The following is a 20,750-nucleotide window of genomic DNA, read 5'->3' as shown; positions in this document are numbered from 1 at the left end:
CCGACGTACCGCGCGTTATGCGCGGTATCCACCAAAATGAGATATCAGCTCAAAATATCACCAGGATACCCTTTTTAAATCTCGCCACTTTTTAAAATGTCGACACCTTGTTGCAATAATTCTGTTTTTATTTTTTGAAACCGAACCCTGTCCAGAGGGCAGGTAGCATCCTCAATCAAACAACAGTTAAATCCCTCTTTAATTGCATCCTTAATGGTATAATAAACACAAATATCAGCACATAAACCGCAGAAATAAAGTTCTTTAACTCCTTTTTCGTGCAGATAACCTGCCAAACCGGTGCTTTTTTTGCTGTAATTATCGCGAAATCCGCTGTAACTGTCTCTGTCTACATCCATGCCTTTACGGAAAATAACCTCTATGGGTCGAGTTTCAAGATCCGGATGAAATTCTGCCCCCCATGTTCCTTGTACGCAGTGATCTGGCCAAAGTGTTTGCTCTACGCCATGCACAATGTTTTTTTCAAAAGGTTTTTTCCCAGGATGATTGGAGGCAAAACTTTTGTGATTTGCTGGATGCCAATCCTGGGTAGCCACAATCAAATCAAACTTCACTAATGAATCATTAATTACGGGAATGATACTATCGCTATTGGGTACCTCTAACGCTCCTTTGGGCATAAAATCATTCTGCATATCTAATATGATTAGTGTTTTCACGCGCTTTTCCTTTCATATTCTTCAATCAGCTGATCTCGCTGCATTTTTAATTTGCTGCTTAATCCCACTTGATATAAATGAGGAGCGCTCAAGCATTTATATTCAGCAGGTAGCCTATCCAAACATTGTTTGGAGTATTGAGCTATTTCCTTAAGAGTCTTTGAGGCGGATAAACGAATACCATTTTCCATAATCTTGTGTAACAAGGGCTCATATTTAAAATTTTTAATGGAACGTGGTTTTAACGATTCAAAAGGATGATACATCGTATCTAATGCTTCTTCATCCGTCAGAGCGATAACATCAGCGCCCCCAAAGAGACCGTCCTCTGCGATGATTCGGTACACTTGTTTTTTATACGGCAAGGTGGTTTTGGTAGCATTTTCGGAAAGCTTGATCCGGGGTTTATGATGAGCGAATGCCAGTTTGAAGACGCCATCCAAAGCAGCGTCGGGACGTCCGATGACCAGGTTAGTCCCTACTCCAAAGGCATCTATAGGTGCGTCTTCCTCTAATAGAGTTTTAATGGCATCCTCATCGAGTTGATTGGATGCCGTAATTTTTACATCCTTCAACCCTGCTTCATTTAACAGGTGACGCGCTTTTTTTGATAAATCGCCTAAGTCGCCACTATCTAAGCGGATTCCTTTAAGACGTTGCCCACGTGCTTCCATTTCTTTGCCAATCTTTATGGCATTAGGGACTCCACTTTTTAATGTATTGTATGTATCAACAAGCAAAATACAGTCATCGGGATTAATTTCGGCAAAATCACGAAAAGCGGATAACTCATCCTCATAACTTTGGACGAAGGAGTGCGCCATCGTCCCAACGATTGGAATAGTGTAATCACGCCCAGCACGTACATTACTTGTCGCGTCAAATCCGCCAATAATAGCAGCACGACTAGCATAATAACCACCAGGTCCCTGGGCTCTTCTTAGCCCAAAATCAATTAACCTGCGATGACCTGCAACCTGCCTCATTCGACTGGCTTTTGTAGCAATAAGCGTTTGAAAATTGAGAATATTTAAAAGGATGGTTTCAATTATTTGTGCTTCAATAATATTAGCTTCAATAGTGACTACAGGAGCCGTAGGAAATACGATTTCCCCTTCATTAGGAGCATAAACAGTACCTTTAAAACGAAAATTTTTCAGATATTCAAGAAAGTCAGCGTGAAACCCTTGAGTTTGGAGAAAAGCAATATCACGTGTATCAAAGTGAATATGGTGCAGTACCTCAAGTAGATCTTCCAGTCCGGCAAAAACAGCATACCCACCTTCAAAAGGAAGTTTACGGAAGAAGTAATCAAAAACAGCCTCATGATTTTTCCTCTCTTTGAGAAAATAAACCTGTGCCATTTTAAGTTGATATAGATCAGTATAAGTTCCTGTATAATTAAACATTGATACTCTTTTCCCTCTCCAATAATACTTTTTGCTCACATCACAGTGGAACAATTTTTGAAATCAACCACGATTGCCCATTGATACAAGAAAGTCATTCACAATATATCTGTGCATTATCTGTGCTTTTTGAATGACTTTCGCTAATTTCAAGCACTAAAATTGCTTATTTATAAAACTGAATTACGGATGTCCATGCCCATGAGTATGAGAAGGTTGATGAGAATGTTCGTGTTCATGAGATGGAGCATGGTAATGAAAACCATTGGGATTATGAGCGTGAAGATGAGGAGTATGCGTTGGATGAGAAGGAACTGGAATGGGGTTTGATACCACAACGATAGTTTGAGTGCCGGGATTAGATACAACAACTGTATTTGAATGACTAGGTGGTGTTGCCTGGTGGTGACCATGTGTTCGTCTCATATATTTATCCTTATTAAACAGAAATGGAATTCTAGTAGTTGTCTACCCCCCAATATAATGTTCCCAAGGGGCTAATGATGTGTTTTAATTCATCATCGATTGAGGATTATAGTACAGCTAGATCAGTTAGGAAACTATTAAATCCCCGAGGAATCTTATTGATTCTGATGAATTTAAGTGGAAAATTAACCGCATGAAACTTAATGATGAATTGAATAAGTCGATTAAAAAAACCAATAAATGACGAGAAGAAAAGATGAAAAATAATAATCCTGTCACCCCCGAAAATATTTTACCAGAGGACATTAATAGTACGACTATCAACGGAACCTTAATCCGCAAAGGGACTATAGCGGCATTCTTAGCTAATACTGAAATATTGGAAAGCAATAATGCTACCGAACAACAGAAGCAGGACGCAATTCAAACGATGAGAGAGCTTGCCCCAGCCGTCATTGCAGTTGGCTTACATAAGCATGCTGTTTTTAAAAATACTCTTGTTGAAGAGATTTTAATTGATGCTGAGAGCTGTTAATACCAATCGACGCTCAGAATAAAAATCCGTGAAAATAAAAATTAAGAGGCACATTTCTCTATTTGCTACTAGCCCCAAATCAACTTAAATTTCTAAGAAACCACTAAAAAGATAAAGTCGAATAATTTCCTACGTGGCTGTCCGGCGAAAGTAAGGTATTAACCCCTCCGCCAATTAAATCCAGCGCATTGATTAAGGGACTTAGGATTGCTATGCATAGAGCAGCAGTCATTGCCATTAACAATTTTATAGCACCCCCACCATTTTCTTTTGCCTGGCCTGGATTTAACGTTGCTAAATCCAGCGCAGATTTAATAGCATACAGGATAGATGCTCCAGCAAATTCTACGGCTACAACGGCCAAACATATAGGAGCGGAAACTATTGAAGAAGCCCTGTAAAAGGGATCTGATGTAGACTGATAGCGTTGAAAGAAAAATGGTTTTATCGATGAGGGCTTATTTTCAAAGACGTTACTAACTACTCTTCCAGTAACATGGGAATTGCGTAATAAGAATTGGTTGAACTCTATTAAAGTCATAACATGTTCCTATTTTAAAATTTTAGCACCTCGATTATACGACTTTAATTCTTAAGACGTCCTTAAGAGAATATCTCCCAAAACTCTATTGTAACTCACCGAGCTAAATTACAATTTGGGTCATTTTCTAATGCTCTTAATCATCAGTTGTAACCATTTAAAGATTATTTACAACAGATAAATAAAAAATGCCATACATCAATCGAGAAATGTTCACTAATATCTGGGCCAAACTAAAAAATTCGAACAACCATTATTAAATGGGGAGATTATTATTGGATTTAATGAATAATTGAAGACTTTTGTTAGTCTATGGGCTGAGAGAAAAATACTTTACTGAATAGCATTTCCTGAACATTCAGATGATTTTAAATCCGATTCTTTATCTGATGCCTCTGTACCACTTTCTTGTCGCACTAAAAGGAGCACTTCTTCGATGAGGTGTAATCGCAGTTCGGTGTTTTCCTCCGAAAAAACACGCTTCCCCATAGCAAGCAACTCCTCCTTGTTCAATCGAATGTGCTGTTTTATCTCCGAACCAGCATCACGCATGTACCGAGAACCAAAAAACTCATTCCATGATATGGTATCGGTATATAAACAAAGCATGGGAGACCAAAAATCCATAGCAAACTCAGAGCTGGTGTGTAACCTGATGTATGTGTGGCTTTGTTCAGAATAAATTGTCTCGATTGACAGCTCTACATCGAATTCAGTAGCTAAAAAATAAGCGCCAACGATAGCATAAAACTCGCAAGTCCCTGTTCCATAAAGATACGCCAATTTAAAAAAGTGCTCATAAACTTCGGCGGGCTTGCCCATAGTTTGGGGAGCTGTAGACAGACTCAACGAACTGGCAATCACTGCCGGAAGAGCATCCAACTTATCCTTACGATATTGTGGAGAAAAAAATGGACGCTGTCCTTGCTTGTCGCGCCTAGAATAATAAACTTTTTTTGCTTCCTCAGCTGCATCACTATTACAGGGTCCAAATAAGAGCACTTCATCAACTTTTTCTTTTAATCGAAGAAACTGCTCATACATAAAATCCACTTTTTTATAATCAGCAGTATAAGATTGCAATGTAATATCAAGCTCTTTCATACAGACCACATTAGATTAAATAATATTTAAAATAAGATGAATTATAACACACCACGAAGGTCATATTAACACCAAAGTGCCTTCTTATTGATTGCTGCGCTTTTAAAGTGGTCTATTTATTTGCCACTCTTGGATTTAATAGAGAAGAGAAATACATAACAGATTGAATTTTAACCTATTTACTCTTATTAATTTGTAAAACGACATCTATTTATTTGCCCAATCCATGGAAAAATAAAACACTTAATCCTATTAAAAAACAATAAGATGCCGGCATATTATTTCAATATCGTAAACTTAATTTGCAAAACAATTAAATTAAACTTACCCTTATATCCCACTTCATTTGTGGTAAGCATTTTTTATAGTCATATGACTTATTAGGACGTCACTCGTCCGCGGGATCCAGGTGTACGGGAATTGTGCAATGTACCAATGCCAAAAAGGATAAAAGGTCAACAGTTTCTAATAATTCATTTTTTAAGGAAATAAACAATATAAGGAAAAATATGAATTCATAGAAACTCTAATCGACCTCAGGATACACTACAAACAACACAAGTAAATTTATAGAGAACAAAATGCTGCTATGGAGAGTGCTGTTTCTTGTTATGAGCCCCGTTTTGATGGTGGCAAATTCAGCTGCGGCCGAAAAAACAGCCGATGTGCAGATGTTTGAACGCCTTTTTTCTGCATGGACGAATGCGTTTAATCACCACGACCTGAAAGAGTCCTGTAAATTATTTTCCATCAATGTGACTGCGGATTATCAAGGAGCACCAACTAAAAACTATGCCTCAATCTGCAATGGATTTAAAAAAATTTTTCACGAAAAACGTCACTATGAATACCATTTCAAACTCCATGAGGTATACCAAGCTCATGATTGGGCCAGTGTGAGAATTACCTGGTTTCTAGAAATATCACAACACGGTAAAGTAATCGCCAAGACTCAAGATGAAGGGCTAGATGTTTTCCAACGCAACAATAAAGGGGATTGGAAAATCGTTAATTATTTGGCTTACCCGGTTAAAGAGTAACTAATCCCATTACGCCCGGAATCCGCTCCAGCTAGTTTACAATACCCTGTTTTAAATTTAATATTGAATTTAGTTACTAAAATCATAGAGAGTGGCATAATGGCAAAAGGCGGCAAAAGACCAGGCGCAGGGCGCCCCAAAGGGGGGAAATATAATGAAGCCACCAAATTGGTCCGCATTCCACACTCTCGTGTCGAAGAGGTTTTATTGTTTCTCGATATGCAAACCAATTATCGAGTGCCTTTGTACTCAAGCAAAGTACGCGCAGGGTTCCCCTCACCTGGTGATGATTATATCGAAACCTATTTGGATTTAAATAAGCGATACATCCAAACCCCTGCCGCAACGTTCTTTGTCATCGCTTCCGGGGATTCAATGACTAATGCTCATATTCACGAAGGCGATATGCTGGTTGTTGATAGAAGTATCGAAGCAACCCACGGAAAAATTGTGATTGCCGCGATTAATGGGGAACTAACTGTGAAACGTTTATCAGTCATTAACGGACGAATTCAATTGCTACCAGAAAATGAGAAATATAAACCCATTGATATTACGGAGGAGCAAGATTTGGTTATCTGGGGTGTTGTAAAACATATTATGAAAGACGTATGAAAATGGCCATGTATGCTTTAATCGATTGTAACAACTTTTTTGCAAGTTGTGAGCGACTTTTTAGACCTGATTTACGTAATAAGCCATTGATTGTATTGAGTAATAACGATGGAGCCATTATTTCACGATCAAATGAAGCCAAGGCTTTAGGTATTAAAATGGGTGAGCCCTACTTTAAGGTTAAAGGTTTTTGTAAACAACATCATGTCCATGTCTTCTCTTCAAATTACACTCTTTATCGAGATCTCTCTCAGCGCATTATGTCAATACTTGAAGAAGCCTGGGATAATGTTGAAATTTACTCTGTTGATGAAGCCTTTCTTGATTTAAGTATGATGCCTTTTCATTTACACGAATCATTTTGTGCAGAGTTACAAAAAAAGATTTTAAAGTACACAGGAATTCCTACGTCAATAGGCATTGGCCCAACAAAAACTCTTGCAAAAGCAGCGAATTATCTTTGTAAAAAAGAACTTAAAGACCCGATTTTTAATATCGGTGGACAGCAGCATTGGCTAAAAAATATGAGTGTAGCCGATGTATGGGGAATTGGTCGACAATGGCATAAAAAATTAGTACAACAGGGCATTTATACTGCCCATGATTTAGCGATTATCAATCCTCACTTACTAAGAAAGCAATATAATGTAGTCATGATGCGTACGGCAATGGAACTACAGGGAATCTCTTGTTCGGGTCTTGTACCAGCAGAACCCAAACAATCGATCTTATCCTCACGATCTTTTGGGGTGATGCAGACAGAACTCGCCCCCCTCTCGCAAGCGGTTAGTGCGCATTGTACCCATGTTTATGAGAAATTACGGCAACAGCACTCGCTGGCACAGTCAATCTATGTCTTTGTAAAAACAAATCGTTTTCGTGAAGATCTGGCCCAATATAATCGATCCGCGGCCATAGAACTAGTGACTCCAACAGATGATTTGCGCTTAATTACCCACCATGCCAAGAAGTGTTTACAAAAAATATATAAATCAGGTTTTCAATATAAAAAAGTTGGCGTTTGTTTAGAAGCACTGGTGAGCAAAGACCATTATCAGTTAGATCTGTTTCATCAAGCGAATAAATCTCTCCCAAAAACGGAGCAAGTCATGACGATACTTGATGAGATCAATCGCAAGTACGGTCGTAATACGATGAAACTTGCTGCTGAGGGCTTCTCAAAATCCTGGGCGATGAAGTCGGAACTAAAATCACCGGCCTACACGACCCAATGGTCCGATTTGCCTCTTGTTAAAAATGATACTTAGCCTTTTGATGCCAATGGATTTAAAAATACGTTATATAAAGATATAAAGCCGCCTTAATTACTGCATTTCTAACAAATTTCATTCACACAAACAAAATTTCATCCTATTGGTACCGAATCTCTCATTTATACTGTACACTCATGGCATTTATTTGCCTTACTTGAGTAATTTAATGGCAAGACACATGTTGTACTCTGGCGAAATGAATCGCGTGATTAAAAACCATTTTTCCCAGAAAGAACAATGGCAAGAAAAGACGATTACAGTCACAATCAACCCGGAAGTAGAGTTTGAAGTATCTTATTTCTATAACTTGGAAAAAAATGCGGTCGTCATGTCAACACCCTTAGCGGTTAAACCGGTTACTGCATCTGATTTTTTTGAGCCCCCTTATGAAGAGACCGTTGCCACGATTAGCCGTGAATTAGGCAATATGAATTTTAGTGTGAGTGCCTCACTTATTGGCAAAGGAATCGGTGAGCGTCATTATGCTGCCTTTCATAAAGATCGCGAAGGAAAAATGGTCCTTTTTGACTCCCACATCAGTGATCCGGAACGCTTCCTAAATTCAGCAGATAAATCTAACCTGCTTGAAACAGTATGGTATTATTTTACTTCACTTTTTCGAGTGATTCAGTTTAAGTTGGGCTTTGGTCGCATCACTCATAGTCTGATTTTAGAGCAGGATATTGAGGTATACCGGCTGGGTACCCAATCTGCATTAGATGGGGTAAGCTGCGGCTATCATTCAAGTGGTGCGGTTATAGCAATCAGTGAGGATATTGAAAAAAATGATTCATCCTCTTTAGAGAGTATAAAAAACGTCATAGAAGATAATAAACAACTGGATCTGATTGCAGAGGCCCTTCTGAATCAAACGCCCAAGACTCGAATAAAAATCGCGGAAATATCTCCCGCTCTATCGACTTTCACCAAAGCCACACCCCGAGTAACTCAATCGACTGCCTCAACAAAAGTTTCGCCAGCTAATGTAACTCTTCATGTTCCATTACCTGCTGTTAAGGAAAACCAGGCCGCCCCCCCTTCTACGGCAGAAAGACCCTCAATGTAGATGGGTGGGTGCTAATGCCTATAGAAGAAACGTAACTTTTTAATTAATCAAGTCAGGAACAGCCCCCGTTTTCTTGCTTTTATGAAGTTCAGATAGTAATTCAAGTTGAATTTCTTGTATCTTTGTCATTTTTTCCCATTGCTGAGAAAGCAAATGATCTATTTTTTCATGTAAGCTGCGAATTTCCAGCTCTGCTTTTAAATTAATTTGATAATCATGCTGTGAACGCATGCGATCTTTTGCTTCTTGGCGGTTTTGACTCATCATGATCACGGGAGCTTGAATTGCAGCAATACAAGATAAGAGCAAATTTAGGAAAATAAAGGGATAAGGATCGGAAGGAGTTCTCCAGGAGGCTAAAGAATTGGTTACTATCCAAAGTGTAAGAAAAATAGCAAAACTAATTAAAAACCACCAACTACCACCAAAACGGGCAATCTTGTCAGTAAGGCGCTCACCAAATGTCCATTTATTGTCGAATTTTTCTTCAATGTCAATAGACAGCAGTTCCTGTTTACGAAGGTTATCAATGACGGTTTGTTCTAAGGAAGTAAGCTCATTTTTCTCAGACATCAGTAATGAATGTACATAACGGGAGCGCATCGTTGCCAGATCGGCAATGCATATAAATTGTCCCTCATTCCAATTTTTACAGGTCTGCTTAATTTCTTTGACGATCTCTTTTCGTACCAATTCTCCAGAGACCAGGTCATGCGAAGGAAAGGAGTTCCCACAAATAGAGCAGATACATAACAAATCTTGCATTTTTTATCCTCTATATTGAATTTAAATCCTTATACAACAAAAAATAATTTTTGTACAATACGAACAAAGAGCTCCTGGTTTATGTCTCTTCATTATCAACTTCTAGCATAAATTTCACCATCATTGGTGAGGACTAAAAATGCCAATACCTCTTTTTTGATTGCCCGGAGAAATACATACAACAGAAAACTTAACTAACAGAAATTATTTTAAACCGGGGAACGGTCGTTTTACTCCACCATCCTACTCACTTACATCTAAGGTAGTACCATTGGAGTCCTAAACTGAATAATACTTATTTGCGAAATAGATGAATTAATGCTTAGATTCATATTATAACTAAAGCGTGAACGGACAAAAAATGACTTCTCGAATTAATTATTACAAAACTGCTCCCGAAGCGGTAAATCTCATGTTAGGCCTTGAACGTTATATTAATAACAGTGGTCTGGAAAAATCCTTACTTAATCTGGTAAAGATTCGTGCTTCCCAAATTAATGGTTGCGGCTATTGTGTGGATATTCATACCACTGAGGCGCGCAAAGCAGGGGAATCCGAGCGTCGCTTATATGCGGTGGCAGTATGGCGCGAAACTCCTTTTTTTACGGAGCGTGAACGAGCGGCTTTAGCCTGGACAGAGGCTGTTACCTTGTTACCAGCAACACAGGCACCGGATGAAGTCTATCAGGAAGTGCTTCATTATTTTAGTGAAAAGGAAACCGTAGATTTAACCATGGCCATTATTACCATTAATAGTTGGAATCGGTTAGCAGTGGGTTTTCGCACTATGCCAGCGCCTTAAAAAATCACGGCATACTGCTTGTTCAGAATTAAGTGAGGAGGAATAATGGGGGCTTTAATTAAGGGCCAATGGCAAGACAGTTGGTATGATACCAGCCATACCGGTGGTGCTTTTAAAAGAGAATCAGCTCAATTCAGACAGGCAATTACTCAAGAAACAGATTCATTGTTCCCTGCTGAAAAAGGACGCTATCATTTATACGTTTCACTCGCTTGCCCCTGGGCACATCGCTCCTTAATCTTTAGAACATTAAAAAAACTGGAATCCTATATTGGATTGTCTGTGGTTCATCCGCACATGTTAGAAAACGGTTGGGAATTTAAGACCGGGATGGATGGCACAACAGGTGATACGCTTTATGGACTTCGTTACCTCTATGAACTTTATTGTAAGGCTGACAGCCAATACTCCGGCAGAGTGACTGTTCCAGTTTTATGGGACAAGAAAAAAGAAACTATTGTGAGTAACGAATCAGCTGAAATCATCCGACAATTGAATGGCGCTTTTAATCACCTAACCGGCAACCACCAGGATTTCTATCCTCCCGCTTTGGCTAAAGAAATTGATACGATGAATGACAAAATCTATGCAACCGTTAATAATGGGGTTTATAAATGTGGCTTTGCCACGACTCAAGAAGCCTACGAACACGCTTTTTATGAACTCTTTGCTACTCTGGACGAACTCGATAGACACCTGAGTCAAAACGAATATTTGGTAGGGGGACAATTAACGGAGGCCGACTGGCGCTTATTTACTACTTTAATTCGCTTTGACGCCGTTTATTTTGGCCATTTCAAAACCAACCAACAACGGATCAGTGATTATCGCTATTTACAACCTTATTTGAAGAAGCTTTACCAACATCCAGGTATAAAGCAAACCGTGAATTTTGAACATATTAAACAACATTACTACTATAGTCATAAGACCATCAATCCGACTCAAATTGTACCTGTTGGACCTCGGCTTGATTTTCAGTAGACGAAAGTCCAAGAGGCTCAACTAAGCAAACTGAAGTTGTCGCCATGCCTCAAAAAGAATAATGGCTACTGCATTGGATAAATTAAGACTACGACTCTGCTCGCGCATAGGAATACGAATTGCGAGATTATTTTTCCAAATCTCTTCGGGTAAGCCACGTGTTTCTGGCCCGAATAAAAGTACATCTTCCAGTTGATAAACCACATCACTATAGCTTTGTTTACTTTTGGTAGTGCAACAAAAGATTCTGCGCGTGGCATTTTGTTCCGCAAAAGCCTGCCAATCATCATAATGGAGCACGGATGCCCATTCATGATAATCAAGTCCCGCCCGCCGCATGCGCTTGTCATCAAGTGAAAATCCAAGCGGATGGATTAAATGCAGCTGCGCGCCGCTATTGGCACATAGTCGGATGATATTTCCTGTATTAGGAGGGATTTCAGGCTGATAGAGAGCGATATGCAACATAAATTTAGTTCATTTCATTTAAGAATGCTGATTCTAGCGGATCAAGGGCAGGTTAGGAAGATTGATGTTCCTCCGTCTGCAAACAGATCAAACAAAAACGTTTTTTATAAGGAATTGACTTCGCTAACCTACTTGGTTAATTATTAACTATGAATTGTTACATGACCTAATTAAAAGAGTAGGCGAGTCGGTTGATATGAAACATTTTTTCCTCACCCTTTTACTAAGCTTAGTGAGCTCAATGACGGCATATGCCGCACAAAAATCCGTTATTTGTACTATGAAAGGAATAGAAGATCCTATTTCCTTTATCGTCCCCGGAAAAACTGGTGATTTACCTGAAATTGATTTTTCTTATCCTGTAGACGTCACTCGATTTAGCATGAGATCGGGTAATCTACTTTTAGTTGCTATGGATCATGAAGAGACAACCCGTCCGAGAATTTTTATTTCTGCGCAATTAGCTCAAAATAGCCATGCTTATACGGGGCAATTTATGACGGATTTCGGTGGTAATCAACTGCAACTCGATAATGGACAAGTTTCCTGCACCATAAAGTAAAATACGATTTAGATTCATTCTTGGTGACGAATAAACGGCATGCAAAAAATAACGGGTGATATGATCGGTATCGGTTTAAGAAGTCCTCATTATTATCAGATATTAGAGGAAAAACCGGATATTGATTGGTTGGAAGTACACACTGAGAATCTGATGTTACACGGTGGGCCAGTGATAGACCTGCTTCTTTCTATTCGCCAACATTATCCATTAAGTTTTCACGGCGTGGGCTTATCCTTGGGTTCTGCCCAAGGGATTAGTAAGGACCATTTAAAACGGATAAAAACACTGATAAAACGCTTTGAACCGGTTTTAGTTTCCGAACATTTATCCTGGAGCTCCCCAGGGCAGGTCTATTTACCTGATTTATTACCCATCCCTTACAATGAAGAAAGTTTAAGAGTTATTGAGGATAACATTGACTGTGCGCAAAACTATTTGCAAAGAACATTATTAATAGAAAATCCATCTTCATACTTGGAATATCAAACGTCTACTTATTCAGAAGCCGAGTTTTTAGCAGAATTAGTGAAACGAACCGATGTGAACATTTTACTGGATGTGAATAATATTTATGTCTCCAGCTTTAATCACGGCTGGAATCCTCACGAATACATTCAAGCAATTCCAGCCAGTTCGGTGCAGGAAATTCATCTGGCCGGACATGCTGTGCATACTCAAGATGAAATAAATTTCTTGCTGATAGATACCCATGATAATTATGTATGTCAGGATGTATGGGAGTTATATCGCCATGCAGTAAAACACACAGGCATTGTCCCTACTTTGATAGAGTGGGATGCAGAAATACCGGAGTTGCAAATTTTATTAAATGAGGCGAGAAAATCCGTATCTTATGGACACAATGAAACAAATTCAAAATGATTTCTATGCAAGCGTATTCGATCGCAAAAACTGCGCCATTATTCCGCATATTCGCAAAAATCAGATTGCTCCCGAGCTTAGATTTAGCGTTTATCGTAATACCATTATGCAAAATCTGGCTAAGGCCTTGGAAATTACCTTTCCTTCGGTTTGGAAATTGGTTGGACAGGAATGTGCCAATAGTTTAGCCTTTGCTTTTATCCGTAAAGAAATTAATCTTCCTGAGACTGGTTGTTTGGATGATTGGGGGGGCAAGTTCCCTGGTTTTCTCCAAACGGTGAATGCGATAGCTTCTCTTGTCTATTTAAAAGATATCGCCCAAATAGAATGGTTGAAGCATTTAAGCTACTGTGCGGCTAATTATCGGCCTCTTAATCCGGTGTTCTTACAAAATATGCTGGATAGTCGCCTGGAAAAATTGCGCTTACGCTTTAATCCAACGGTATTTTTATATTCATCCCCCTTTTTCTTAAAAGAAATTTTGGAGCTCGTTGAGCATCCAACGGAAAAGGAGGACATCGCTTTACAGGTAGAGCCCTGTTATGCCGTTATTTCACGCCAACATCATCAGGTACTAATTCACTGGGTTTCTCAGGACCTGTTTGATTTCCTGAATTATATAAAAAAACGGTGTACGCTGACGCAATCCTATGAATATATGCTCCAGGTAAATCCGACTTTTGATTTGATTCCCGCATTACACTTTTTGATAAAAAATGAGCTTTTATGGAAGTGTGGATAAGGATAAATCATATGAGAACCACTAGATCGATGGGAGCCTCAACCCCAGCTACCGTCCTTGCGGCAAGTTCTTTTCTTGGCATTATATTCTCATAACGTTGTTCCAGCGCTTCTCTAAGAGTATCTGTGGTAGTCAATGCTAGTGAATGTTCTACTTTGTTATGTTTCTCAAGTTTGGCAGCCAGATTCGCAGTCTCCCCAATGACGGTATATTCCAATCGTTGTGCATCACCTATAACGCCGAATACTACTTCACCAATGGCAAGCCCTATTCCCACCCTCACAGGAAGCTCTCCTTTTTTATTTCGTGCATCATTCCATGCCTCTACTGCGGCCATAATGGCATCAACGGTTCTTAACGCATCTGCAGCATAGGTACTAGAGGGAGTTACAGCACCAAAGCTTGCCATAATTCCATCCCCCATAAATTTATCGATAGCACCATTATATTTTTGAATGAGAGGAACCAATAAACTCTGATACTCCCCCAGAAGTCCTATCAATTCGCTAGGTGATAGTGATTTTGATAACACAGTAAAACCACGCATGTCGATAAACATAATGGCAGCTTTACGTAGTTCACCATAACCTGCTTGTAATGCTGATTCGGAATGGGTGATTTTTTCTGCAACGCTGGTATCAAAAAAACGAGCCAGATCTTTTGCCGCATTGGTCTCTGCCACCGCTTGATACAACGTTTCTTTTGAACGCTTAAGTACCAAGGCAATAATCACCGTGACTAATACGATTGATAAAATCACATCGAATACGGCACCTAAATAAACACTTCGGGTGGACGCGTAGGTTACATAATCCCAGGTAATCACCTTCATACCGGCACTGGATAAAGTCTGCCAAACAATAATAGTCCAGCAAACTGTCGCAGTAAGTCCTGATAAGAGCACCCATTTGGGTTCGAAACGAAGCGCGCGCAGTGCAATCAGGATAAAAACATAATTAATATGGGTGTTTTTAAGATTAATGGTTGCTGTAGTTTCATACTGTAAATAATACGTCCAAATAATAAAGAGTAACAATACCATTTCTGCAACTATTGAAAACCCAAGAAATACTGGAGTTAGCTGCTTCGTATAGGCAAACCATAATCGTACCAAGGTCAGAATAGCGAATAACCACAGCCCTAAGGAGGCAGAATCGACAGGTGCATCTGGAGAGTAACTTATCGGCATACAAAAATTTATAATAAACAATAATGCGATAACCCCCAGCTGTACCCCTGAAACCAGCAATTCACTTCTGTACTGTTGTGCTTCTATCTCTTCTCTGACTCGAAGTGGTAATTGCATGTATTTAAGCACCCTTTCCTCCGGCTATACGCTGACACAGTCCCTTGGGTACCATGACAAACTCTTCAGGATCAGCATCAATTGTCGCTTGAGACGCACAAGCATGCTTCGCATTCCCACAGTCATTTTTTCCTGTACGCACTACATTATAACAACGCTCACGCTCTTCCGTTTTATGGTTTGGCGAAAGCCAATTGGTATTGGTATACACCACAAGGATCGAAGCCCCTACAGCAGCTACAATCACAGCAGTATTTTGTATTTGTCGTTTATTCATATTATTTTTTTCCGTTAAAATTAGAATACTGCGCAGGTAAAAATAATAATACTTGATCAATTAGAATAAACGCCCTACATTTAAAATGCTATAGGTATCTTTTTGTCGTTAAATATAAAATAAAGTACCGTAGCTGATTCTTTAGCCAAATAAAAAGGATTTTTATGAGCCATTTCAAAGTAATGGGCAGCACATTAATGACACATTGGCATCATTAGCCAGCAAAAATGAATATCCAGATAGTAAATAGTCTGAGGTTAAGTGATGTATCTAGATAGCGAAGACTTAAAAGAATTATTGTATTTGGGTTTTAGTTTATGCGCTGAAACCATATGGTCACAAAAATGTGTTAAAGCACGGTTTGCTTGCCACTATTTTTCTTCATGCCCGTATGCCCCCAACATTCTTTGATTGAATAAAACGACATCTATGGAGGATGATATCATGATTATAAAGGACGTTATGCAACGATGCCTGGTTTCTTTACTGTTGTTAATCCCGTTGGCAGCTAAATCCTCTCCGCCCTCCTGGCAGATTGTACCGGGAGAAAGTCAATTGACTTTTACAGCTACTCAAAATGGTGCGGCAGTTTCTGGTGAATTTAAAACGTTTTCCGGTACCCTGTTAATCGACCCTAATGACTTAAAAAATAGCAGCATTGATATTGTTGTGGATATCAATTCAGTCAGCGCCTCTTATGCCCAATTAAAAGAAACCCTGATCAGTCCAGACTGGTTCAATGCCAAACTTTTTCCCAAAGCTGAATTTAAAGCAACCCAGATTGAGAAAACAGGTGATAAGGCTTACCAGGCAAAAGGAACGTTGACTATTCGCGATAAAACAGTGCCCGTTACTTTAAACTTTACCGGAGAGCAACCCGACCCTAGCAAAGGCCTAGTTGTTGGTAGTACAACAATTAAACGAACTCAGTTTGGCGTAGGTCAAGGAGATTGGGCAGGAACGGATGAAATCAAAGACGATGTGACCATTAACTTTAAAGTGGCCGCCATCAAAAAATAATAAGGCCTTTATTTAAAACGGTTTAAGGGAATAGACTAATGAAAAAAACATCAATGATAAATGAGTTTGATATGCCTGAACCACGATGGATACGCACCTATCCAAGCGGCCCTTATCGATTTATTAATAGAGAGTTTTTCATTATTACCTATGAAACGGAGCCGAAACTACTGGAAGCTATCTTACCTGATGGACTTGAATTACTTGAACCGGTGGTGAAATTTGAATTCATTCGGATGCCGGACTCAACCGGTTTCGGTGATTATACAGAATCAGGACAAGTCATTCCTGTTCGTTATAAAGGAGAAGAGGGAACGTTCACCATTTCGATGTTTCTCGATTGTCATGCACCCATCGCCGGAGGACGAGAAATTTGGGGGTTCCCCAAAAAATTAGCCAAGCCCAAATTGTTCGTTGAGGAAGATGTTCTGCTTGGTATATTGAATTATGGCAGTGTGCGCATTGCCACAGCTACTATGGGATACAAGCACCATGAGCTGGATCAGCAGCTGGTGTTAAATACGATGAAAAAACCAGTGTTTCTGCTAAAAAATATACCTGGCGTAGATGGCACCCCTGAAATTAATCAATTAACGAGAACTTATCTACAAGACATCACGGTAAAAGGAGCCTGGACAGGGCCCGGCAGTTTGGAGTTACACCCTCATGCTCTGGCCCCCATAGCCGATTTCGCTATTAAAAAAATCGTTTCAGCAGTACATTTTGTTACTGATTTAACGTTACCCTATGGTGAGGTGGTCGAGGATTATTTACAGGGGAATTTTCATGGCAAGAAAAAAAATTAATCTGCCCCTTCAGAGTGACGAGGCGCATGGAGCTTTTATCTGACCTCAGCCTGCCTAAATTATTTCAAGCCATTAAATTGACGAGGAGTGGGATGGCGGATATTTAGGAAATCCAGCTATTTTTCCATTGATTTAGGATACCCCATCAGTGCCCCTTATTCGAACAAAAAACCAACCTTTGATCAAAAACTAATCTATACTGTTTAAAAGAAAACGGTAATTTAAGTCTTGCTAGATTGGCGAAAAAAGGAGTTTATTATGTTTTCATCTTACATTAAAAGCCTTCTCATTGTACTGATTGCAACGGGTTTTATATCTAATGGTTATGCCGCATGGAACTATAATAAAAACAAAACAACCTGTGTCAATGGTGTTTGCAAACATACGAATGTTCACAAACATTGCCAAAACGGCAGATGTTGGAATTCAAAGCATGTCCAAGTTTATGATCGATAATTATTAATAATCAACTAGGGAGATGGCTTATCCATTTCCCACTACATACCGTTATCTTTTTCACGTCGAACAGCCATAGGATCTATTAAAAAAGAATTAAGGCAACCGTTAAATACTAATCTGTTGACTTGGTTCTTCGACGTACTGCGACGTACCTCCTACGTCCGCGGCTTGTCCGCGGGATGTAGGTGTACTAAAATAGATTGATGCAACAACGCCGACTTGTTCTCGGCATCCAGGCAACGCCCCAAAGCGCTGACCCTTTATTTTCTTTTGTTTGATTTAGTCTCTTTAACTTGAGTCTGCTCTATTTTCTCTTCGGGATTACCAAATTTTTCTTCTGGATGAGTGGCATTATGTTTATCACGACGACGAGCATCTTGTGATTCATTTTTAAATTTTTTATGGTCATGGTGGCTCATTTTAATATCCTCTCCGTATGCAATCGTAAACCTGTTTGTCTACGAGTCCTGTATTAAAGTTAGGTTGGCTTTTCTTAAAAAGCAAATTTTATTCTCTTGAATGAATGAAACTGCCATGCTTGGATTAACCCCATTATTAATATTATTATTTTCAATTTTGTTATGCTAAATTCGCTATTACTTTGCGGGAATCTTTTGTTTATCAGTCTCTTGTGGAGAACAGTGTTTTAAATCATTTAAAACACAAAAAAGGACTTTTTATGACTCAAAAAATAAATGAGATCTTAACCAAGATTAAACTGGAAAAACCTTTAATATTTAATTGTAGCGATTATTACTCTATGGAGCTTATAGTCAGCGGAATACGCAGTTTAGGCGCCTTTCCAATAATGAGTAATGCGGAGCAGGAAATAGAAGAGTTACTGAAACTATCTAAATCTGTGGTTATTAACCTAGGCAAATTAGATGATGCATTTATCACCCTCAGTAACCGTATTTGCCAAATAGCCAATGAGATAAACATCCCCATTATTTTAGATCCAGTCGGTACCGGTGCAAGTCGATATAGAACCGACACCGCAATTGACCTGATTAGTAATCATAAAATTTCCATCGTCAGAGGCTACCCAAATGAAATTTCCGGTTTGTTAACCGGACAATTAACCATGCAACATAATAATCCAATTGATATTAATACCACCGTGGAACATGCAAGATCATTGTCAGAAAAACACAACCTGACAGTAGTTGTGAGTGGAAAAAGACACATAGTTATTGACTCCAAACAGCTCAATCAATTTAATTTTGACTCCCTGCTCCTGCAAAAAGTTGCAGGGATAAGCAGCTTACTTTCATCTATTATTGGAGTTTTTCATGCCATTGAACCTGATCGCTTCATTGCAGCGAAAACCGCTGTTAATTTTTACGCCAATTGTGTTGGACCTACTTCAAGTAAAGCAGCAGGACCCGCGTCTCTGATGACGGAACTGATAGATAGATTGTACATCACCTCATCTAAAGTAATATTATTTTGATAAAGACAAAGGAGTAATCGGTCACTGCACTTATTTTTAGTGCCCCTTGTCGCGCCACAGTAAGTTAAGGAAAGTTATGATTGTTATTTTCGTCCATGGTTGGAGTGTCACGCATACCAATACTTATGGGGAGCTTCCTCAATGGCTTGAAAGTCAAAGCAAAGACGGAAAGCTGAATATTCAAGTTGGCAATATTTATCTCGGACACTACGTCAGCTTTGACGATACAGTAACGGTTGACGATATCGCTCGTGCATTTGATCAAGCAGTGCGTGATGAAATTGCTGATAAGCTGCGAGATGGAGAGCGTTTTGCTTGTATCACTCACTCTACCGGTGGCCCCGTTGTTCGTAAATGGATGGATTTATACTTTAAGAACAATCTTGCCAAATGCCCATTGAGCCATCTCATTATGCTGGCGCCCTCCAACCACGGCTCCGCACTTGCTCAACTTGGTAAATCCCGACTAGCCCGTATAAAGAGTTTTTTTGAAGGCATTGAACCAGGACAGCAAGTTCTTGATTGGCTTGAACTCGGTAGCGATATGAGCTGGCAACTTAATGAAAGTTGGCTTGACTACGATTGCACTGCTAATGGTATCTATTCCTTTGTACTTACAGGTCAGAGAATTGATCGCCAACTTTATGATGCGATTAACTCCTACACGGGAGAAGCCGGGTCTGATGGAGTTGTACGCGTAACTGCTGCCAATATGAATTACAGTCTATTAAAGTTACACCAGGAGGGGAATAACGGTGAAAATCTTGTGGTCGCCAAAATGACACGCACCCAACCAACGGCATTTGGGATTCTGCCCGCGTGTTCGCATTCGGGTAAAAATATGGGAATCATACGTAGTGTTACTCTGGCCAATGCAGCCACTCATCCCACGGCAATATGGGTCCTTCGCTGTCTGCAAGTAAAAAATCGCGACGCCTATAATACTTTAGCCAAAGAGCTGGATAAGATGACTCAAGAAACTCAAGAAAAGGAGCACACAGAATCAGTGAAGACCCTTCTCTATAAGCGCGAGTATATCACCGACCGCTACTCTATGATTATTTTCCGGCTTATTGATGACCGGGGCAATCATCTTGTCGATTACGATCTTTATCTAACCGCTGGCCCCAAATATAGCGAGCTGGCGCTTCCTAAAGGTTTTTTCGTAGATCGCCAGCGAAACCTGAATAATCGCGGAAAACTGACTTATTATCTTGACTACGATATCATGGAAGCAGGGATTAATACGCCTAAAATGCAGGGGAATCTGGGGTTCCGTATTAAGGCATACCCTGAGTCAAGTGACCAGGCTCTCGCCTATTACAGGTTACTTGATTTTCATTCCTCGCTTGCAGACATTAACAAAATTCTTCATCCGAATGAAACAGTAATGGTTGAAATCATGCTTCAGCGACGGGTAGATAGAACGGTGTTCAGTATCACTAACAACCTTACTCCAGCAAAAATCAGTGCGAAACCGACTGGCAAAAAGGTGGATTGATTATCCCATCGCCTGCTACATAATTCCTAA

General features: G+C 39.6%; 24 protein-coding genes. 14 read left to right on the top strand and 10 right to left on the bottom strand.

The window, feature by feature from the left end:
* Positions 1-74 precede the first annotated feature (74 nt).
* The 3 genes from pncA to LOX96_RS07110 form a co-directional block, all read right to left on the bottom strand.
* A complete protein-coding gene (pncA, locus tag LOX96_RS07120) occupies positions 75-680 on the bottom strand; it encodes a bifunctional nicotinamidase/pyrazinamidase (RefSeq protein ID WP_250420909.1) in 606 nt (201 codons plus the stop codon).
* Positions 677-2,089: a nicotinate phosphoribosyltransferase gene (locus tag LOX96_RS07115; protein ID WP_250420908.1), complete on the bottom strand. Its 1,413-nt coding sequence runs from the start codon at positions 2,087-2,089 to the stop codon at positions 677-679. The genes pncA and LOX96_RS07115 overlap by 4 nt, the downstream gene beginning before the upstream one ends.
* 183 nt (positions 2,090-2,272) lie before the next feature.
* Positions 2,273-2,515 (bottom strand): hypothetical protein, encoded by a 243-nt coding sequence (locus LOX96_RS07110; RefSeq protein WP_250420907.1) that lies wholly within the window; start codon positions 2,513-2,515, stop codon positions 2,273-2,275.
* Positions 2,516-2,771: 256 nt separating this feature from the next.
* Between LOX96_RS07110 and LOX96_RS07105 the strand changes: the two genes are divergently transcribed.
* The gene (locus tag LOX96_RS07105; RefSeq protein ID WP_250420906.1) at positions 2,772-3,050 is read left to right on the top strand and encodes a hypothetical protein; all 279 of its coding nucleotides are present in this window, start codon (positions 2,772-2,774) and stop codon (positions 3,048-3,050) included.
* Between the two features lie 103 nt (positions 3,051-3,153).
* Here LOX96_RS07105 and LOX96_RS07100 read toward each other — a convergent pair whose 3' ends face one another.
* A complete protein-coding gene (locus LOX96_RS07100) occupies positions 3,154-3,591 on the bottom strand; it encodes a hypothetical protein (protein ID WP_250420905.1) in 438 nt (145 codons plus the stop codon).
* Between the two features lie 333 nt (positions 3,592-3,924).
* The gene (locus LOX96_RS07095; protein ID WP_250420904.1) at positions 3,925-4,695 is read right to left on the bottom strand and encodes a hypothetical protein; all 771 of its coding nucleotides are present in this window, start codon (positions 4,693-4,695) and stop codon (positions 3,925-3,927) included.
* A gap of 581 nt (positions 4,696-5,276) precedes the next feature.
* Here LOX96_RS07095 and LOX96_RS07090 point away from each other — a divergent pair.
* The 4 genes from LOX96_RS07090 (at position 5,277) to LOX96_RS07075 (ending at position 8,690) form a co-directional block, all read left to right on the top strand.
* Positions 5,277-5,735 carry a YybH family protein gene (locus LOX96_RS07090; protein ID WP_250420903.1) on the top strand — a complete coding sequence of 153 codons (459 nt, stop codon included), beginning with the start codon at positions 5,277-5,279 and terminating at the stop codon, positions 5,733-5,735.
* A gap of 96 nt (positions 5,736-5,831) precedes the next feature.
* Complete coding sequence (locus LOX96_RS07085; protein WP_489470557.1) at positions 5,832-6,350, top strand: LexA family protein; 519 nt, start codon at positions 5,832-5,834, stop codon at positions 6,348-6,350.
* 8 nt (positions 6,351-6,358) lie between these two features.
* Complete coding sequence (locus tag LOX96_RS07080) at positions 6,359-7,618, top strand: Y-family DNA polymerase (RefSeq protein WP_250420962.1); 1,260 nt, start codon at positions 6,359-6,361, stop codon at positions 7,616-7,618.
* 172 nt (positions 7,619-7,790) lie between these two features.
* Positions 7,791-8,690, top strand: coding sequence for a hypothetical protein (locus LOX96_RS07075; protein WP_250420901.1), 900 nt, complete (start codon positions 7,791-7,793; stop codon positions 8,688-8,690).
* Between the two features lie 39 nt (positions 8,691-8,729).
* Here the strand turns inward: LOX96_RS07075 and LOX96_RS07070 are convergent, their stop codons facing one another.
* Positions 8,730-9,455 (bottom strand): DUF1003 domain-containing protein, encoded by a 726-nt coding sequence (locus LOX96_RS07070; RefSeq protein WP_250420900.1) that lies wholly within the window; start codon positions 9,453-9,455, stop codon positions 8,730-8,732.
* Positions 9,456-9,816: 361 nt separating this feature from the next.
* On the opposite strand from LOX96_RS07070, the gene LOX96_RS07065 reads away from it, so the two are divergent.
* Positions 9,817-10,257 carry a carboxymuconolactone decarboxylase family protein gene (locus tag LOX96_RS07065; protein ID WP_250420899.1) on the top strand — a complete coding sequence of 147 codons (441 nt, stop codon included), beginning with the start codon at positions 9,817-9,819 and terminating at the stop codon, positions 10,255-10,257.
* 45 nt (positions 10,258-10,302) lie between these two features.
* On the top strand, positions 10,303-11,241 hold the full coding sequence (locus tag LOX96_RS07060; RefSeq protein WP_250420898.1) for a glutathione S-transferase family protein: 939 nt from the start codon (positions 10,303-10,305) through the stop codon (positions 11,239-11,241).
* 21 nt (positions 11,242-11,262) lie between these two features.
* On the opposite strand, the gene trmL is transcribed toward LOX96_RS07060, so the two are convergent.
* Entirely contained in the window at positions 11,263-11,709 is a 447-nt protein-coding gene (gene trmL / locus LOX96_RS07055) for a tRNA (uridine(34)/cytosine(34)/5-carboxymethylaminomethyluridine(34)-2'-O)-methyltransferase TrmL (protein WP_250420897.1), read from the bottom strand.
* Between the two features lie 196 nt (positions 11,710-11,905).
* On the opposite strand from trmL, the gene LOX96_RS07050 reads away from it, so the two are divergent.
* Genes LOX96_RS07050 through LOX96_RS07040 form a run of 3 tightly spaced genes read left to right on the top strand, consistent with a single transcriptional unit; the run spans position 11,906 to position 13,898 of the window.
* A complete protein-coding gene (locus LOX96_RS07050) occupies positions 11,906-12,271 on the top strand; it encodes a hypothetical protein (RefSeq protein ID WP_250420896.1) in 366 nt (121 codons plus the stop codon).
* A 39-nt stretch (positions 12,272-12,310) separates the two neighbouring features.
* Positions 12,311-13,156, top strand: coding sequence for an MNIO family bufferin maturase (bufB, locus tag LOX96_RS07045; protein WP_250420895.1), 846 nt, complete (start codon positions 12,311-12,313; stop codon positions 13,154-13,156).
* A complete protein-coding gene (locus LOX96_RS07040) occupies positions 13,137-13,898 on the top strand; it encodes an HvfC/BufC N-terminal domain-containing protein (protein ID WP_250420894.1) in 762 nt (253 codons plus the stop codon). Before bufB ends, LOX96_RS07040 begins: the two co-directional genes overlap by 20 nt.
* 7 nt (positions 13,899-13,905) lie before the next feature.
* On the opposite strand, the gene LOX96_RS07035 is transcribed toward LOX96_RS07040, so the two are convergent.
* Positions 13,906-15,204, bottom strand: coding sequence for an adenylate/guanylate cyclase domain-containing protein (locus tag LOX96_RS07035; protein ID WP_250420893.1), 1,299 nt, complete (start codon positions 15,202-15,204; stop codon positions 13,906-13,908).
* A gap of 4 nt (positions 15,205-15,208) precedes the next feature.
* Positions 15,209-15,481, bottom strand: a complete 273-nt coding sequence (locus tag LOX96_RS07030; protein ID WP_250420892.1) for a BufA1 family periplasmic bufferin-type metallophore — start codon at positions 15,479-15,481, stop codon at positions 15,209-15,211.
* Positions 15,482-15,925: 444 nt separating this feature from the next.
* On the opposite strand from LOX96_RS07030, the gene LOX96_RS07025 reads away from it, so the two are divergent.
* Together LOX96_RS07025 and LOX96_RS07020 are read left to right on the top strand one after the other, a co-directional pair.
* On the top strand, positions 15,926-16,501 hold the full coding sequence (locus LOX96_RS07025) for a YceI family protein (RefSeq protein ID WP_250420891.1): 576 nt from the start codon (positions 15,926-15,928) through the stop codon (positions 16,499-16,501).
* A 38-nt stretch (positions 16,502-16,539) separates the two neighbouring features.
* A complete protein-coding gene (locus LOX96_RS07020) occupies positions 16,540-17,307 on the top strand; it encodes an acetoacetate decarboxylase (RefSeq protein ID WP_250420890.1) in 768 nt (255 codons plus the stop codon).
* A 719-nt stretch (positions 17,308-18,026) separates the two neighbouring features.
* On the opposite strand, the gene LOX96_RS07015 is transcribed toward LOX96_RS07020, so the two are convergent.
* Positions 18,027-18,185 (bottom strand): hypothetical protein, encoded by a 159-nt coding sequence (locus LOX96_RS07015; protein WP_250420889.1) that lies wholly within the window; start codon positions 18,183-18,185, stop codon positions 18,027-18,029.
* A gap of 260 nt (positions 18,186-18,445) precedes the next feature.
* Here LOX96_RS07015 and thiM point away from each other — a divergent pair, with 260 nt between their 5' ends.
* Together thiM and plaB are read left to right on the top strand one after the other, a co-directional pair.
* Positions 18,446-19,219, top strand: a complete 774-nt coding sequence (gene thiM, locus LOX96_RS07010) for a hydroxyethylthiazole kinase (protein WP_250420888.1) — start codon at positions 18,446-18,448, stop codon at positions 19,217-19,219.
* A 76-nt stretch (positions 19,220-19,295) separates the two neighbouring features.
* Positions 19,296-20,720 carry a phospholipase PlaB gene (plaB, locus tag LOX96_RS07005; protein ID WP_250420887.1) on the top strand — a complete coding sequence of 475 codons (1,425 nt, stop codon included), beginning with the start codon at positions 19,296-19,298 and terminating at the stop codon, positions 20,718-20,720.
* Positions 20,721-20,750: the final 30 nt, after the last annotated feature.

This window comes from Legionella maioricensis, from assembly GCF_023618015.1.
GTDB classification, from domain to species: domain Bacteria; phylum Pseudomonadota; class Gammaproteobacteria; order Legionellales; family Legionellaceae; genus Legionella; species Legionella maioricensis.
Note: the sequence above shows the minus strand (reverse complement) of the source record. Positions and strands in the feature narration are given on the sequence as shown.